Here is a 16,133-nt window from a genome sequence, read left to right as displayed (position 1 = left end):
ATCGCCGGTCCGACGGCCCGGCGGCGGCCCTCGCCCTCCACGACTTTTTAACGGTCCGGACCACTACACCGGGTATGCCGAAGTATTCGACGGGCGGCGGCGGCGGCGGGGACCTCTCCGGCGAGACGGTCCGGATCGGCGCGCTCCAGCCGACCTCCGGCGACCTCCAGTACTACGGGCAGATCAGCCTCCGCGGGTTCTACTCCGGGCTGGCGTACAAGCACGACCTCGACCCGATCCAGGAGGCGACGCCGGGGACGTACACCGTCGATCCCGACGGTGGCCCCACCTACGAGATAATCGTCGAGGACACCGGGTTCAGCCCGGACACGGCCCAGAGCGTCGCGACCGACCTCGTCTTGGACGAAGAGGTCGACATCCTGTTCGGGGGCACCTCCTCCGACAGCGCGCGTCGGCTCATCGACACCGTCGTCGACGAGACGGACGTGCCCTACCTGATCGGGCCCGCGGCCGACGCCGGCATCACCGTGAGCGACGAGTTCTGTCACCCGCTCGCGTTCCGCGCGAGCGAGCACACCGCGATGGACGCGCGGGCCGGGGGGACGTACGTGGCGGAGAACTTCGACATCGACACGGTCGCCGTGTTCGCGTCCGACAACGCGTTCGGGCAGAGCGTCGCGAGCAACTACACGCAGGTCTTGGAGAGCCAAGGGGTCGACGTGCTGGAGCCGCGGTTCGTCGAGGTCGGCTACTCCGAGTTCGACGGCCTCTTCGAGCAGGCGGTCTCGGACGGCGCGTCGGGCGTCGTCGGCGGCTTCACGGCGTCGACGTTGCCGCAGTTCCTCACCTCGGCCATCTCCTACGACGTCCAGGTGTTCGGCGGGTTCGCGGCCCTCCTGACGACGCAGCTCATCGGCGGTACCATCGAGTCGGCGCTGGGCGAGGACTTCACCGCGCAGGACGTCAAGGACGCCGGGCTCGGACCGTTCACCAGCCGGTACCACTGGAACCAGTACGACAACCCGATCAACGAGCAGTTCCGGCAGATGCACGTCGACGCGTACGGCATCGTCCCCGACCTGTTCAGCTCCGGCACTTTCACCGCGGCCTCGGCGCTCTCGCAGGCCGTCTCGGAGGCCGGCTCCACCGACGGCGCCGACATCGCCGACGCGCTGCGCGGGATGACCGTCACGGACACGCCGAAGGGCGAGAACGGGTACACGTTCCAGGAGCACAACAACCAGGCGGCCTCGCAGATGACGGTCGCGTGGCCGGTCCCGACCAGCGACGAGTACGCCGACACCTGGGACGCGCCCATCATGCCGGGCGAGCCGCTCGAACGCCTCGACGCCGAGGACGTGATGGTCCCCGAATCGGACGCCAGCTGCTCGCTGTAATGCTGCTGGAGACCGAGGGGCTCACGAAGCGCTTCGGCGGCATCACCGCCGTCGACGGCGTCGACTTCGCGCTGGAGGCCGGCGAGCTCTGCTCGATCATCGGCCCGAACGGCGCGGGGAAGACGACGTTCTTCAACCTGCTCACGGGCGTGTTGGAGCCCTCCGACGGACGCATCCGCTTCGACCCGCCGGGCGGCGCCGCGGGGACGGACGGAAGCGGTTCGGCGCTCGACATCACCGCGGCCTCGCCGGACGAGACGGCGCTCGCGGGGATCCACCGGTCGTACCAGATCACGAACCTGTTCCCGACGCTGACGGTGTTGGAGAACGTCCGCGTCGCCGCGCAGGCGAGCCGCGGAAACGACTCCTGGAAGCTGTGGCGTAACGTGGCCGACTTCGAGGAACACTACGCCGAGGCGACCGCGATCCTCGAACGGATCGGGCTCGCGGCGGAAGCGGAGACCGTCACGGAGAACCTGAGCCACGGCGAGAAGCGCAGCCTGGAAATCGGCGTCGCGCTCGCCGGCGACCCCGACCTCCTGCTGCTCGACGAGCCGACCGCCGGCGTGTCGAGCGAGGGCGTCGACGAGGTCGTCGGGCTGATCGAGGACGTGGCGGAGGACCACTCGGTGATGCTCATCGAACACAACATGGAGGTGGTGATGGACATCTCCGACCGGATCGCCGTCCTCCACCGCGGCGAGCTCATCGCCGACGGTCCACCCGGGGACGTGCGCGGTGACCCGGCCGTTCAGGAGGCGTACCTCGGCGGGTACGGCCGCGAGGGGGCCGGGGACGACTCGGCGGCCGGCGAGGGGACCGGCGACGACACCGAGGAGAGCGACGGCACCGCCGACCGCGACGGCGACGCCGCGGCCGACGGCGGTCGCCGCGCGAGCGTCGGGGGTGAGCCGCGGTGACGACCCTCGAACTCGACGGCGTCCACACGTACTACGGCGAGAGCCACATCCTCCAGGGGCTCTCGCTGTCGGTCGAGGAGGGCGAGATCGTCGCGCTGGTCGGGCGCAACGGCGTCGGGAAGACGACGACGCTCCGCACCGCGCTCGGGCTGACGCCGCCCCGCGAGGGGACGGTCCGGTTCGACGGAACGGACGTGACGGGGATGGAGCCCCACGAGATCGCCGCCCGGGGAATGGGCTGGGTCCCGGAGGAGCGGCGCGTGTTCTCGCATCTCACTGTCGAGGAGAACCTCCGCGTCGCCGCGCACTCGGCGGCCGACCCGGGCGCTCGGATCGCGGAGGCCTACGAGCTGTTCCCGGCGCTCGACCGCTTCGCCGACAAGGAGGCGGGCGACCTCAGCGGCGGGCAACAGCAGATGCTCGCCATCGCCCGCGGCATGGTCGGCGACAACGATCTGCTGCTCGTCGACGAGCCGAGCGAGGGGCTCGCGCCCCAGATCGTCGAGGACGTCGTCGAGGCGCTCCGCGCGGCTTCCGCCGACACGACGATGGTGCTCGTCGAACAGAACTTCCGGCTGGCGATGGACCTGGCCGACCGGTTCTACCTCGTCGACCACGGCGTCGTCGTCGAGGAGGGCGAGACCGCCGGCGTCACGAGCGACGACGAGCGAATCCGGAGGTACCTCACCGCATGACCCCCGGAACGCTCGCGGCGGCCCTCTCGCAGTTCGCGCCGCTGCTCGACCCGGGCGCGCTGCTCGCGACGGGCGGCGCGGTCGACGGCCTCCAGACGGCCGCCCGCGTGCTCGCCGAGGGGATCGGCAAGGGCGCGGTGTACTTCACCATCGCGGTTGGGCTGACCCTGGTCTTCGGGCTGATGGGCGTCCTCAACTTCGCGCACGGCGCGGTCGCGATGGTCGGCGCGTACCTCGGCGGCCTCGTGCTCGTGCTCGTCGTCGGCGCGAACACCGGGACGCTCGCGACGATACTCGTCTTCTTCGTCGCGCTGGCGCTGGTGTTCGCGGTCACGACCGCCGCCGGCAGCGCGATGGAGGTCGCGCTGATCCGACCGATCTACGACCGCACGCCCACCTACCAGATCCTGTTGACCTTCGGCGTCTCGCTCATCATCGAGGAGCTGGCCCGGATCGTCTTAACGCTCCGCGGGATCCAGCCGGACCCGCAGTGGCAGGCGCCGATGGCCACCGCCCCGGACGTGCTCTTGGGCCGGACCCAGCTGTTCGGCGTCGGCGTCAGGCGGCTGTACCTCTTCGAGATCGCGATCGGCGCGGTCGTCGCGGTCGCGGTGTGGGCGTTCCTGACGAAGACGCTGTACGGGCTCTACATCCGCGCCGGCAGCGAGGACACCGAGATGGTCCAGGCGCTCGGCATCGACGTGCGGCAGGCGTTCACCGTCGTGTTCGGCGTCGGCACCGGGCTCGCCGCGGTCGGCGGCGTGCTGCTGATGTGGGACCCGATCTGGGGCCCCAGCGTCCTCCTGAGCATCGACGTGCTGCTGTACGCGTTCGTCGTCGTCATCATCGGCGGGCTGGGGAGCTTCACCGGGACGCTCGTCGCCGCGGGCATCGTCGGCGTCGCCGACTCGGTGACGACGTGGCTGTTCACCACCGGGATCGTCACCTTCCCCGGCCTCTCCGAGGTGACCATCTTCCTCCTGCTCGTGGTGATGCTCATTATCCGCCCGCAGGGGCTCTACGGCGTCGAGGAGGTGGGGGGCCATTAGCGACCCCGACCCCTCCGCCGACGCGGACGCGCCCGTCGACGCGGACGCACCGACAGAATCGGACGCGCCCGTCGACGAGACGGACCCGATTCCGCCGTCGACCGCGACCGGCGGCCTCCGCGCGTACCTGCGCGACCACGTCGTCCACGCGGCCGTGATCGTCGGGTTCCTGCTGTACCCGCTGGCCTACGAGGCGCTGCTCGCGACGCCGGCGGCCCCGTTCGCCGAGGCGTTCCTCCCCGCGATCACGTTCATGGTCGTGGTGCTGTACATGGGCCTGTTCGCGATGAGCTTCGACTTCGTCAGCGGCTACACCGGTTACCTCTCGTTCGGCCACGCGGCCTTCTACGGCACGGGCGCGTACTTCGTCGTCCTCGCCGCGAACGGACAGGTCCCGGGCGTTCCCGAGGGTACCCCGTTCATGATCACGCTCCTCTTGGGCGCCGCGCTGGCCGGCCTGCTCGCGCTCGTCATCGGGTCGGTGTCGTTCCGGCTCACGGGCGTCTACTTCGCGATGATCACGCTCGGGTTCGCGCAGGTGATCTACGAGCTGATCCGCTCGTGGGGATACGTCTCGACGAACCCGACCGAGGGCGCGACGGTGAGCGGCGACGCGCTCGCGATCGGCGTCCCGTTCGTCGACGCGCTGAGCCTCGACGTGGGGCGGCTCACGGGCGAGAGCTTCGAGAACCTGCTCGGGCTCGGGCTCGACCTCTCGGCGACGGTGGTCTCGTACTACGCGCTCGGGATCGTCGTCGTCGTCTGCTACTTCGCGATGCAGCGGATCCTCCACTCGCCGTTCGGGCGCGTAATGATCGCGATCCGCGAGAACGAGGAGCGGGCCCGCGCCGTCGGCTACGCGACCTATCGGTTCAAGCTGGCCGCGTTCGCCGTCAGCGGCTTCTTCGGGGCCATCGCGGGCGGGATCTTCGCCGCCTACTCGCGGTCGGTCGCGCCCGACGGGACGTTCTACTTCCTCGTCACCGCCGACGCGCTGATCACGACGATCGTCGGCGGGTTCGGCACCCTCGCCGGCCCGGTGTACGGGACCCTGTTCAACCAGGGGTTAGAGGACGTCCTCTCGACCGAGAGCGGCGGGATCGCGACGCTGCTCCGCGAGGGGCTCCCGGAGAGCGTCCTCCAGGCCGACCTCTTCGGGATCAGCCTGGAGCTGTTCGTCAACACCGCGGTCGACGGGCGCGCCCCGCTGTACCTCGGGGTCGTCTTCGTGCTGTTCGTGCTGTTCGTCCCGAACGGCATCCTCGGCACCCTGCGCGACCGGCTCGGCGGCACCGTCGGGAAGCGGCTCCCGGACCACCTGCGGCGCTACCTCCGGTAGCGTCGCGGGCCCGCGGCTCCGCGGACGCCGCGGCACGCGCCGACGCGCGCGCTCGCCGCGACCGGCCGCGACTCTCACACGACACATGATCGAACCCACGCGACACGACGGAACGGACCGGACGGAGCGCGACGAGACGGACCGAACGCGGCACGGAGGAGACGCATGACGGTCGGGATCACCGGACTCGGGACCTACGTCCCCGACGAGACCGTTACCGGCGAAGCGATCGCCGCCGAGAGTGGCATCCCCGAGGAGGTGGTCGTCGAGAAGATGGGCGTCCGCGAGAAGCGCGTCTGTCCGCCCGACGGCGACCACGCGACCGACATGTCCGTGAAGGCGGCCGAGGCCGCGCTGGCGGACGCGGACGTGGACCCGACCGACCTCGACGTCGTGGTCTACCACGGCTCGGAGTACAAGGACCACGTCGTCTGGTCGGCGGCGGCGGCGATCACCGACCGGATCGGGGCGACGAACGCGTACGCGACCGAGAGCTACACGCTGTGTGCGGGCGCGCCGATCGCGCTCCGGCAGGTGACCGCCCAGCTGGAGACGGAACCGATCGACACGGCGCTGCTCGTCGCCGCCAGCCGCGAGGAGGACCTCGTCGACTACGGCAACGAGGACAGCTCCTTCATGTTCAACTTCGGCAGCGGCGCGAGCGCGCTCGTCGTCGAGGCGGGCGCCGACGGCGACGGATCCGACGCGGCGACCGACGACGACCCGTTCGGCGGTCGCGCCCGGGCGACCGTCCGCGCCAGCGCGGCCGAGACCGACGGCTCGTTCGCCGACGACGTGGTGATGCCGGCGGGCGGGTCGAAGCGCCCGCCGAGCGAGGAGACCGTCCGCGAGGGGCTCCACACCCTCGACGTGCCCGACCCCGAGGGGATGAAAGAGCGGCTCGGTCCGGTGTCGCTGCCGGCGTACCTCTCCGTCGCCGACACGGCCCTGGAACGGTCGGGGTTCGAGCGCGGCGACCTCGATTACGTCGCGCTGACGCACATGAAGCGGTCGTTCCACGAGCGCGTCCTCGACGAGCTCGGGCTCGACCCCGCGAGCGACGGCTACTACCTCGACGAGTACGGCCACGTCCAGAGCGTCGATCAGGCGCTCGCGCTGGAGGCCGGCGTCGAGACGGGCCGGCTCGAACCGGGCGACCTCGTCTGCCTGCTCGCGGCCGGCACCGGCTACACCTGGTCGGCGACCGTGCTCCGGTGGCAGGGGTAACCGACCGGCCGCCGCGGCGGCTCGCTACTCGTCGCCGTGCGGCACCGACAGCACTACCGCCTCCCCGGAGAGGACGCGCTCGTCGCGCTCGGGGACGGTCGCGGTCGTCTCGACCGCGAGCCGGTCGCCGCCGAGGTCGTCGATGACGCTGACGCTCGCCGCGACCGTCTCGCCGGGGAACACCGGCTTCTCGAACGACAGCTCCTGCGAGAGGTAGACGATGTCGCCGGAGAGCCCCGCGAGCGCGCCGGAGACGACTGCGGCCGAGATAATTCCGTGCGCGACGCGGCCGCCGAACATCGTCTCGGCGGCGTACTCGTCGTCGAGGTGGATCGGATTCTCGTCGCCCGAGAGCTCCGCGAACGCCTCGATCGTCTCCTCGGTCACCGTTACCTCGTTGGTCGCCGTCTCGCCGACGGTCGCGACTGGCATACCGATCGGTCTCGCCGTCGGTCCCTCAACCCCGTGGTTCAGCCTCGAACCCGCGCCGCGTCCCGGCGGCGACCCGCGCGGGGCGCTCGGATCAGTCGTCGGCCGGCGCGCCGACCACGTCCGAGTCGGTCGGATTCGCCCCGCCGTACGCCGCGACGAGTTCGTCGAGCCGTTCGGGGTCGTCGGCGTGCGCGAGCGGCTCGCTGGCGGTCTCGCAGGTTGCGTCGACCCCGAGGCGCTCGCAGACGCGGTCGGCGGTCGTCTCGGCCATCTGCCGGTAGGTGGTCAGCTTGCCTCCGACGACGCTGTAGAGGCCGGCGGCGCCGTCGCGCTCGTGGTCGAGCAGCGTGAACCCGCGGGAGATCCCGCGGCGGTCAGAGCCCGTCTCGTCGGGCGCGTAGAGGGGGCGGACGCCCCACCAGGTCCGAACGGTCGGCGCGTCGGCGACCGCGGGGAGCATCGCGGCGCACTCCTCGACGGAGCGCTCGATTTCCCACTCAGCGGTCTCGTAGTCGTCCGGGTCGGAGACGGGGACGCTCGTCGTCCCCAGCACGACCTCGCCGTCGTGGGGGACGACGATGTCGCCGTCGTCGGGGTCGCGACAGCGGTTCAAAACCGGTTCCAGCCCGTCGTACTCGACGGAGACCATCACGCCGCGGCTCGGCGCCATCCCGACGGGGACGCCGGCCATCTCCGCGATCGAGTCCGCCCACGCGCCGGTGGCGTTGACGACGACCTCGGGCGAGAGCGTCGCGTCGACCGCGCCGCCGACGCGGACCGACTCGACCGCGCCGTCGCTGACCGTCACGTCCTCGACGGGCGCGTTCGGGCGGACGGTCGCCCCGTGCCGCTCGGCGTCGGCGGCGTTGGCGGCAACCAGTCGCGACGGGTAGATGACGCCGTCGGGGACGCGGAACGCCTCCTCGACCGCCGCCGCGAGGCCCGGAACCGCCTCGCGGGCGGCGTCGCCGTCCAGCCGCTCGGTCTCGATACCGATCTCCTCGCAGGCGGCGATTTTCTCTTCCAGATAGTCCGGGTCGTCGCCGGCGAGGCGGACGAACAGGCCGCCGGTGTCGCGGACGCAGGCCCCGGCGATCGACCGGAGCGTCCGGTTCTCCTCGATGCACTCGCGGGCGCCCTCGGCGTCGGCCTCGGCGTACCGGGCCCCGCTGTGGAGGAGGCCGTGCGAGCGCCCGGAGGTGCCGCCGCCGAGCCCGCCGCGGTCGACGAGCGCGGCGTCGACGCCGCGCCCCGCGAGGTCGCGGGCGATCCCCGTCCCCGTCGCGCCGCCGCCGATCACGAGGACCGTCGGATCGTCGCTCACGCGGCGCTCACCCCGTTCGGATCCGCGCCACGGTCCGCCGCGAGACGTCCTCGGCTCGGATGCTTATCGATCACGATATCGATACGGCTCGCGGCTACTTGAGGCCTCCGCCGAAACGGCGTGATACCGTGGCTGCGGGGGCCATGCCGCCGAAAAACAGAACGTCGGTCCGCCGCCGCTCAGCGGGAGGCCCGCCCGTCCGCGGGACAGGTGCTGACGCCGAGCAGGGCGTAGAGCCCGCAGGTGCCGGTCGCCGCCGTCGCGAGCATCGCGAGCGCGACGACGCCGAGCACCGGCGCGGCGAGGGCCGGAAGCGGCCCGACGCCCGCGAGCGTCGCTATCGAGGCGGCACCGGCGACCGCGCCGACGGCCGTCCTGACGAGCTTGTCCGTCGAACCGACGTTTTGTTCCATACAACACAATACGACACACGACCGTATCAACCTTTCCACCGTGTCGCGAGCGCGGCCGAGCAGGGGCGCGACCGCTCACTCGAACTCGTCGAGGGCCGCCTGAGCGGAGCCGGTCCCGGGGTCCGTGTCCGGTTCCCCGTGGTCGGCCGCGATGGACTCGGCGGCGCCGAGCCCGCCGGAGAGCGACGCCCGCCGGGCGATCGCCTCCTCGCCGAGCCGCTCGGCCGCGGCGGGGTACGCGGCCCCGTAGCGCTCGCGGAACTCGCTGCGGGCCGCCTCGTAGTCGACCACCGGGTACGGGTACGTCTCGCCGATCCTGACGCCGACCTCGCGCTGGACCGCGAGCGGGGCCTTCTCGGGGGCGTCGAGATGGGCGGCCGGGAGCGGCGCGAGTTCGGGGACCCACCGCGAGACGAACTCCCCGTCGGGGTCTTGGTCTCGGATCTGCTTGCGCGGGTCGTACAATCGCAACCCGGGGCGGCCGACCAGCCCGCACTGGGACTGCCACTGGGTGTAGTTGATCGCGGGGTCGCCGTCGATCAGGTGCTCGTAGAAGTGGTCGGCGCCGATCCGCCACGGCTGCTGGAGGATGTGGAAGTAGACGGAGGCGCAGAGCGCCCGCATCCGGAAGTTGAGCCACCCGGTCTCGCGCAGGCAGCGCATGCTCGCGTCGACCATCGGGAACCCCGTCTCGCCGTCCTTCCACGCCGCGACGAGGTCGGGGTCGTGCCGGTCGCGGTTGAACTCCTCGTACACGGGGTTGACGGCGCGGTCGAGCCACCCCGGCCAGTCGAGCAGCTTCTGCGTGTAGTGGCGGTTCCAGTACAGCCGAGAGACGAACATCGACTTGCCGCGGCCGTCCGGCGCGCGCTCGTCGACGTGGCGGTGGACCTCGCGGACGGAGAGGCAGCCGAACCGCAGGTAAGGGGAGAGGCCGCTCGTCCCGTCGCGGGCGTCGACCGGCGAGGAGATAGAGCCGGGGTACTCCGCGATCTCCTCCGTGAACGCGTGGAGACGCTCGCGGCCGGCCTCGCGTCCCCCGGTCGGCACGCGCGTCTTCGTCGGCTCGACCCCGTAGGCGTCGGCGACTCGCTCGGGGGTGATCCCCGTCTCGACGCGCTCGACCGCGACGGACCGGGGGTCCCAGTCGAACGGCTCGGCCGCGAGCCACGCCTCGACGCGGTCGCTCCAGTCCGCTCGCGGGCGGTCGGCATCCCGGACGAGTCCGTCTCCGTCGACGAACTCGACGCCGAGGCGCTCGCGGGCGCGCTCGTCGCGTCGACGTCCGTACCGGCCGGTCGCCGTCGCGCTCGTGACGGCATCCCAGCCGGCGTCGACGAACCGCGAGAGGACCTCGATCGGGTCGCCGTGCGCGTACGTCAGCCCGGCGCCGTCGACGTCGCGGTACTGGCGGTCGAGGTCGCGCAGGCAGTCGTGGAGGAACGCGATCCGCGCGTCGCAGGCCGCGCCGCGCGCGTCGTGGAACCCGGGGTCGAAGACGAACAGCGGGAGGATTCGGTCGGACTCGTCGGCGGCCGCCGCGACCGCCGGATGGTCCGCGATCCGCAGGTCGCTGCGGTGCCAGACGACGGTTCCGGGGTCGGCGTCGTCCGGCCGCGAGAGGGAGCGGACCGCCTCGGCGTCCGGAGCCACGGGAAGCGGAGCGTCCGCGAACGAGCCCATTTCACACGGAGTTCGGCGCGTCCGGACAAGGGTCTGTCGGCGGGTCGTCACCGGTAACCCAACAGAATACATTTAGGAAACACCTACAATAAACGACCGTGAACCGAGCCCTCCGCTACGGTGTCGCCCTGGTCGTCGGACTGGCCGTCGCCGGTCTCGTCGCGCGTTTCTTCCCCGGAGACCCGTTTGTAACCGCGGCGATATTTCCCCTCTACGCGGCGACGACGTCGCTCGTCGTCGCCCATCGGAAGACATGGCGACGAACGTCGCGGGGTGACCCGGGTCGATTGGCGCGGTTTCGGGGAGCCATGGGCGGCGGGATCGGAGCGTTCACCGCGAGCGTGATTGCGGAGATCTCCCTTCCGGCCGGCGTCGCGGCGGTCGGCCTCATGGTGTTCGGGATGGCGCTCGGCATCGCCGAGTTAGAGCGCGTCACCGAGTCGGCGCCCGCCTGACGATCCACCGATACCGCCGCGCTGCGCGCGCCCACCGATACCCGGGAAACGTTCAAGACGTTTCCGCCGCCGGTATGATCCGGATGTCAGACTCAGACGAGACCGACGTACTGCGCGAACTCGCCTCGCTGCCAACGATCGCGAGTCCGCGCGTGTCCCCGGACGGAGAGACCGTCGCCCTCTACTACGACGTGACCGGCCGCAACGAGCTTCACCTCTGTGACCCGACAGACGGGTCCTTAGAGCAGCTCAGCGACGGCGACGTGCCCCGGTCCGTCCGCGCCGGCTTCGAGTGGGACCCCAGCGGCGACCGCCTCTTCTACCACCGCGACGAGGCGGGCGACGAGCAGCACGACGTCTGGGCGATGTCGCTCGACGGCGACAGCGAGCCAGTCGTCGAGATGGACGGCCAGATCCGCCTCCACGACGTGGGCGAGGACGGCGAGACCCTCCTGCTCGGCTCCAGCCGCGACGGGCAGATGAACCTCTACCGCCACGACGTGCCGAGCGGCGAGACGGAGAAGGTCACCGACTACGAGCGCGCCGTCGGAGGCGGCGAGCTCTCTCCCGAGGGCGACCGGATCGCTTTCACGACGAACGAGACGGACACCTACGAGAACCTCGACACGTACGTGGCGGCCGCCGACGGGTCGGACGCGCGCAAGCTCGACGTCGGCGAGGTGGGCGCCGAGGCCGCGCCCACCGACTGGGGACCGGACGGCGATCGCCTCCTCATTAGCGACAACAGCGAAAACCTCGGCCGGGCCGGGATCGTCGACCTCTCGGACGGCGTCGACGACGCGGACGTGACCTGGTTCGGCGACGGCGAGTTCGAGGAGTCGCCGAGCCGCTTCCTCGAGGGCGGCGACCGGTTCGTCGCGGGCCGGACGCGCGGCGCCGTGACGGTCCCGGTCGTCTACGACGTCGAGAGCGGCGAGGGCCGCGAGCTAGACTTCCCGGCGGGCGTCGCGAGCGTGGCCGAGGGCCGGCTCGCGGACGACCGCCTGCTCGCGTACCGGACCACGTCGAGCAAGCGGCCGGAACTGGTCGCCTACGACCTCGACGCGGACGCGACGGAGACGCTGTTCGACGCGGAGTACGGCCCGTTCGACCCGGACGACTTCGTCGAGCCGGAGACGGTGACGTTCGCCTCCGACGGCGTCCCCGAGACGCCGGCGCGCGCGGTCGACCACGACCCCTACGAGGAGTTCGAGATCGAGGGGCTGCTGTTCGACTCCGGCCGACGCCCCTCGCCGCTGATCGTCAACCCCCACGGCGGGCCGCGACACCACGACATGCGGCGGTTCAGCTACCGCGTCCAGTTCCTGCTGTCGCGCGGCTACTCGGTCCTCCAGGTGAACTACCGCGGCTCCACGGGACGCGGGCGCGAGTTCGTCCAGGAGCTGTACGGCGACTGGGGCGGCGCCGAGCAGGGCGACGTGGCGACCGGCGCCGAGTACGTCCTCGACGAGTACGACTGGCTCGACGAGGACCGCGTCGCCGTCTACGGCGGCTCCTACGGCGGCTACTCCGCCAACTGGCAGATGGTCCAGTACCCGGACCTGTACGCGGCCGGGATCACGTGGGTCGGCGTCAGCGACCTGTTCGACATGTACGAGAACACCATGCCCCACTTCCGGACGGAGCTCATGGTGAAGAACCTCGGCGAGCCGGACGAGAACGAGGCGATATACCGCGAGCGCAGCCCGGTGAACTACGTCGAGAACGTCGACGCGCCGCTGCTGATCGTCCACGGCGTCAACGACCCGCGGGTGCCGGTCTCGCAGGCGCGCATCCTCCGGGACGCGCTCGACGAGGCCGGCTTCGCGGAGGGCGACGACTACGAGTACGAGGAGCTCGGCGAGGAGGGCCACGGCTCGGGCGACATCGACCAGAAGATCCGCTCGCTGGAGCTGCTCGACGACTTCCTCGACCGCCGGATCGGTGCGGAGCGGACCGCGGTCGCGTCGCTCGACGACTGACGCGGCCGACGCCCGTCCGACGGGGATTATTTAGCCGACGCCGCCGTCGGACCGAGTGACATGGATCGATCCCGCGCGGAGGGAGGCGCGTGAGCGTGGTCGGCGTCGGCTTCTGGGTCCTCGTCGCCCTCGCGACGCTAACCAGCCTCGCTACCGCGTGGGCCCTCGGCGCGAACAGCAACTCGCCGCCGTTCGCCCCGGCGATCGGCGCCAACGCCATCTCGACGATGCGGGCGGCCTTCCTCATCGGGATCCTCGCCGCCCTCGGGGCGCTCACGCAGGGCGGGGCCATCTCCGAGACCGTCGGCGCGGGACTGATCGACGGCGTCCAGATCACCTCGCTGGCGGCGACGGCGGGACTGCTCACCGCCACCGGGTTCATGGCCTTCGGCGTCTACACCGGCTACCCGGTCCCGGCGGCGTTCGCGACGACGGGCGCGATGGTCGGCGTCGGGCTCTCGCTCGGGGGCGACCCCGCCCTCGAAACCTACCGACGCATCGGGCTCTTCTGGGCGCTCGTGCCGCCCGTCTCCGGCGGGCTCGCCTACCTCACCGCAACCCTCCTCCGGCGCGATGACATCCCGGAGACGGTCGGGGTCCCGCTGCTCGCGGCCGTCGTCGGCGGGATCGTCGCCAACGTCCGGCTGGGCGTCATCCCCTCGCCCCCGGAGGCGGCCCAGAGCTCCGTCGCGGGGTTCGTCGCGCGCCAAGTCGGCGCGCCGACGCTCCTCGGCGTCGACCCCGTGGCGGCGCTCGTGACGCTGCTCGCGGCCGCGGCGTGGTTCGCCGCCGTCCGGCGGCGGACGCGGGCGTCGGTCGAGGACGGCATCCGGACGTTCCTCCTCGTCCTCGGGAGCGTCGTCGCCTTCTCCAGCGGCGGGAGTCAGGTCGGGCTGGCGACCGGGCCCCTCGAGAACCTCTACGGCGTCGAGCTCGGACTGCCGGGCATCGTGCTGCTCTCGCTCGGCGCCGCGGGCATCCTCGCGGGCGCGTGGATGGGCGCGCCGAAGCTGCTCCAGGCGACCTCGCGCGAGTACGCGCAGCTCGGCGCCCGGCGGTCGATCGCCGCGCTGGTCCCCGGGTTCATCATCGCGCAGGTGGCCATCGGGCTCGGGATCCCCATCTCGTTCAACAACATCATCATCTCCGGGGTCATCGGCGGCGGGCTGGCCGGCGGCTCCGCGGGCGTCTCGCGGCGGAAGATCGGCGTCACGCTCCTCTTCTGGGGGATCACGCTCGTGGCGTCGATCGCGATCGGATACGGGCTGTACGCGGCCTTCGCCGCGGTGCTGGGCGGGTGAAGCGGCGCTCAGCGCACGACCGTCACGGTCACGGGCGCGTCGGCGACCACGCTCGTCGCGACGGTGCCGAGCAGCCGTCTCGCGACGCGGCCGCGCTCGCCGCCGTGGCCGCCCATGACGATCCGGTCGACGTCGTGGGCGTCGACGTACTCCAGGATCGCCGCCGCCGGGTCGCCCGTCCGGACCGCCGTCTCGACGCGGCGGTCGCTCTCGGCGGCGCGGTCCGTCGCTCGGTCGACGATGCGGTCGGCCCGGTCGCGCGCGCTCTCGCGGCGGTCCTCGTCGGCGCCGAGGATCCCGCCCTCGCTCATCGGCGCGTCGAGCGGGGTCACCACGTTCAGGACGGTCACTCGACAGTCGAAGAGTTCGAGCGCGTCGTCGAGCGCGTCGGCGGCGAGCGGCGACCCGTCGAGCGGGACGAGGACGTGAGACGGTGCCATGCGACGCCTTACGCCCCCGGACACATATCGCCGGTGATCGGTCGCGCGGGACGGCGCGGGGGACCGACGGCGTCGGTTACTCGCCGGTCTCGATCGGCGCGCCGACGAGGTTGCCCCACTCGGTCCACGAGCCGTCGTAGTTGCGGACGTCGTCGTAGCCGAGCAGCTCGTGGAGGAGGAACCACTCGATCGACGAGCGCTCGCCGACGCGGCAGTAGGTGATCGTCGACTCGTCGCCGTCGACGCCGGCGTCGCTGTACAGCTCGCGGAGCTCGTCCGCGCTCTTGAACGTGCCGTCCTCGTTCAGCGTGGTGCCGATCGGGACGTTGCTCGCGCCGGGGATGTGGCCGCCGCGCTGGGCGGTCTCGTCGAGGCCCTCCGGGGCGATGACCGCGCCGGAGAACTCCTCGGGGGAGCGCACGTCGACCATCGGGATCCCCTCCTCGATCGCCTTGTCGATGTCGTCCTTGTAGGCGCGGACGCTCTCGAAGGGACCGCGGGCCTCGTACTCGCGAGGCGTGAAGTCGGGCGCCTCGGTCGAGAGCGGGTAGTCGTTGTCGACCCAGTAGCCCTTCCCGCCGTCGATCACGCGGATGTCGTCGTGACCGTAGTACTTGTAGATCCAGTAGCCGAACAGCGCGAACCAGTTCGGGACGCGGCCGCCCCCGTACACGACGACCGTCGTGTCGGCATCGATGCCGCCCTCGCCGTTCCGGGCCGCGAAGTCCTCCTTCGAGACGATGTCGCGCTCCGTCTCGTCGGTGAAGACCTCGTCCCACTCGAAGTTCAGCGCCCCGGGGATGTGCCCCTCCTCGTAGGGCGTGTACTCCGACTCGTCGGTGACGGTCGGGTTGTTGATCTCGACGAGCCGCAGGTCCGAGTCGTCGCTCTGGAAGTCGTCCAGGTGCTCTTCCACCCAGTCCGCCGTGACGAGTACGTCGTCTGCCATCACCCCTAGTAGGGCGGAAGGCCGTTTTGAACGTCCGATAATGGCGGTTCTTTCCGGCGCCTGTGACGGCCGGCAGTCGATCGAAACGCCGGATTTCGGACGGTTCGCGGGCCCCTGTTCGTTTCTCTCGGTCGACAGCTACCGGATCACCGTCACGGGCACGTCGGCCTTGTCGACGATGCTCTTCGCGACGCTGCCGACGACCTGTTCGCGCTCCTCCGAGAGCCCGCGGTGGCCGACGTAGATCGCGTCGACCGGCTCCTCGGCCGCGTACTCGGTGATCGCGTCCGCTGGACGGCCCGTGAGGAGCTGCGTCTCCACGGTGATCGGCTCGTCGGCCGCCTCCTCGGCGATGCTCCGGGCGCTCTCTAAGACGCCCTGCCCGGCCTCGACGGCGGCCTCCTCGCCCGGGAGGACGATCGTGCCGTCGACCAGCTCCGAGTCCGGCGTCAGGACGTGGGCGATCTCGAGCGTCTCGTAGAACGCGACCGCCTGCCGCGCCGCGTACCGGACGGCTTCGTCGCTCTCCGTCGACCCGTCGGTCGCAACGAGGTAGCTCATACGTA

General features: G+C 71.3%; 17 protein-coding genes. 9 read left to right on the top strand and 8 right to left on the bottom strand.

From position 1 onward, the window contains the following. Positions 1 to 74: 74 nt before the first annotated feature. The 6 genes from EXE48_RS16750 (at position 75) to EXE48_RS16725 (ending at position 6,588) form a co-directional block, all read left to right on the top strand. On the top strand, positions 75 to 1,358 hold the full coding sequence (locus EXE48_RS16750) for an ABC transporter substrate-binding protein (protein ID WP_241992034.1): 1,284 nt from the start codon (positions 75 to 77) through the stop codon (positions 1,356 to 1,358). Then, on the top strand, positions 1,358 to 2,278 hold the full coding sequence (locus tag EXE48_RS16745; protein ID WP_137712076.1) for an ABC transporter ATP-binding protein: 921 nt from the start codon (positions 1,358 to 1,360) through the stop codon (positions 2,276 to 2,278). The genes EXE48_RS16750 and EXE48_RS16745 overlap by 1 nt, the downstream gene beginning before the upstream one ends. Then, on the top strand, positions 2,275 to 2,973 hold the full coding sequence (locus EXE48_RS16740; RefSeq protein ID WP_053772659.1) for an ABC transporter ATP-binding protein: 699 nt from the start codon (positions 2,275 to 2,277) through the stop codon (positions 2,971 to 2,973). The genes EXE48_RS16745 and EXE48_RS16740 overlap by 4 nt, the downstream gene beginning before the upstream one ends. Further along, positions 2,970 to 4,022 carry a branched-chain amino acid ABC transporter permease gene (locus tag EXE48_RS16735; protein WP_053772660.1) on the top strand — a complete coding sequence of 351 codons (1,053 nt, stop codon included), beginning with the start codon at positions 2,970 to 2,972 and terminating at the stop codon, positions 4,020 to 4,022. The genes EXE48_RS16740 and EXE48_RS16735 overlap by 4 nt, the downstream gene beginning before the upstream one ends. A 154-nt stretch (positions 4,023 to 4,176) precedes the next feature. Then, on the top strand, positions 4,177 to 5,361 hold the full coding sequence (locus tag EXE48_RS16730) for a branched-chain amino acid ABC transporter permease (protein WP_137712075.1): 1,185 nt from the start codon (positions 4,177 to 4,179) through the stop codon (positions 5,359 to 5,361). Positions 5,362 to 5,526: 165 nt separating this feature from the next. After that, entirely contained in the window at positions 5,527 to 6,588 is a 1,062-nt protein-coding gene (locus EXE48_RS16725; RefSeq protein ID WP_137712074.1) for a 3-oxoacyl-ACP synthase, read from the top strand. Positions 6,589 to 6,612: 24 nt separating this feature from the next. Here the strand turns inward: EXE48_RS16725 and EXE48_RS16720 are convergent, their stop codons facing one another. The 5 genes from EXE48_RS16720 to EXE48_RS19180 all read right to left on the bottom strand — a co-directional run bounded on the left by EXE48_RS16720 (position 6,613) and on the right by EXE48_RS19180 (position 10,685). Beyond that, positions 6,613 to 7,020 (bottom strand): MaoC family dehydratase, encoded by a 408-nt coding sequence (locus EXE48_RS16720; protein WP_137712073.1) that lies wholly within the window; start codon positions 7,018 to 7,020, stop codon positions 6,613 to 6,615. 91 nt (positions 7,021 to 7,111) lie between these two features. Beyond that, on the bottom strand, positions 7,112 to 8,344 hold the full coding sequence (locus EXE48_RS16715; protein ID WP_137712072.1) for an FAD-dependent oxidoreductase: 1,233 nt from the start codon (positions 8,342 to 8,344) through the stop codon (positions 7,112 to 7,114). 179 nt (positions 8,345 to 8,523) lie between these two features. Beyond that, entirely contained in the window at positions 8,524 to 8,757 is a 234-nt protein-coding gene (locus EXE48_RS16710) for a YgaP family membrane protein (RefSeq protein ID WP_121600666.1), read from the bottom strand. 75 nt (positions 8,758 to 8,832) lie between these two features. Beyond that, on the bottom strand, positions 8,833 to 10,440 hold the full coding sequence (locus tag EXE48_RS16705; RefSeq protein WP_137712071.1) for an FAD-binding domain-containing protein: 1,608 nt from the start codon (positions 10,438 to 10,440) through the stop codon (positions 8,833 to 8,835). An 83-nt stretch (positions 10,441 to 10,523) separates the two neighbouring features. Then, complete coding sequence (locus EXE48_RS19180; RefSeq protein WP_240471177.1) at positions 10,524 to 10,685, bottom strand: hypothetical protein; 162 nt, start codon at positions 10,683 to 10,685, stop codon at positions 10,524 to 10,526. On the opposite strand from EXE48_RS19180, the gene EXE48_RS19525 reads away from it, so the two are divergent. From EXE48_RS19525 to EXE48_RS16690, 3 genes are all read left to right on the top strand, one after another. Beyond that, positions 10,641 to 10,895 carry a DUF8153 family protein gene (locus EXE48_RS19525; RefSeq protein WP_514111750.1) on the top strand — a complete coding sequence of 85 codons (255 nt, stop codon included), beginning with the start codon at positions 10,641 to 10,643 and terminating at the stop codon, positions 10,893 to 10,895. The genes EXE48_RS19180 and EXE48_RS19525 overlap by 45 nt on opposite strands. An 83-nt stretch (positions 10,896 to 10,978) precedes the next feature. After that, entirely contained in the window at positions 10,979 to 12,877 is a 1,899-nt protein-coding gene (locus tag EXE48_RS16695) for a S9 family peptidase (protein ID WP_137712070.1), read from the top strand. Between the two features lie 95 nt (positions 12,878 to 12,972). Beyond that, entirely contained in the window at positions 12,973 to 14,178 is a 1,206-nt protein-coding gene (locus EXE48_RS16690) for an inorganic phosphate transporter (RefSeq protein ID WP_137712077.1), read from the top strand. 8 nt (positions 14,179 to 14,186) lie between these two features. On the opposite strand, the gene EXE48_RS16685 is transcribed toward EXE48_RS16690, so the two are convergent. The 3 genes from EXE48_RS16685 to EXE48_RS16675 form a co-directional block, all read right to left on the bottom strand. Next, complete coding sequence (locus EXE48_RS16685) at positions 14,187 to 14,618, bottom strand: universal stress protein (RefSeq protein ID WP_137712069.1); 432 nt, start codon at positions 14,616 to 14,618, stop codon at positions 14,187 to 14,189. Positions 14,619 to 14,694: 76 nt separating this feature from the next. Continuing rightward, positions 14,695 to 15,567 carry a sulfurtransferase gene (locus EXE48_RS16680; RefSeq protein WP_137704408.1) on the bottom strand — a complete coding sequence of 291 codons (873 nt, stop codon included), beginning with the start codon at positions 15,565 to 15,567 and terminating at the stop codon, positions 14,695 to 14,697. Between the two features lie 138 nt (positions 15,568 to 15,705). After that, on the bottom strand, positions 15,706 to 16,128 hold the full coding sequence (locus EXE48_RS16675) for a universal stress protein (protein WP_053772670.1): 423 nt from the start codon (positions 16,126 to 16,128) through the stop codon (positions 15,706 to 15,708). Positions 16,129 to 16,133: the final 5 nt, after the last annotated feature.

The organism is Halorubrum sp. ASP1 (assembly GCF_005435135.1).
GTDB lineage: Archaea > Halobacteriota > Halobacteria > Halobacteriales > Haloferacaceae > Halorubrum > Halorubrum tropicale.
The sequence above is the reverse complement of the archived record's forward strand: the minus strand, read 5'-3'. Positions and strand labels throughout refer to the sequence as shown.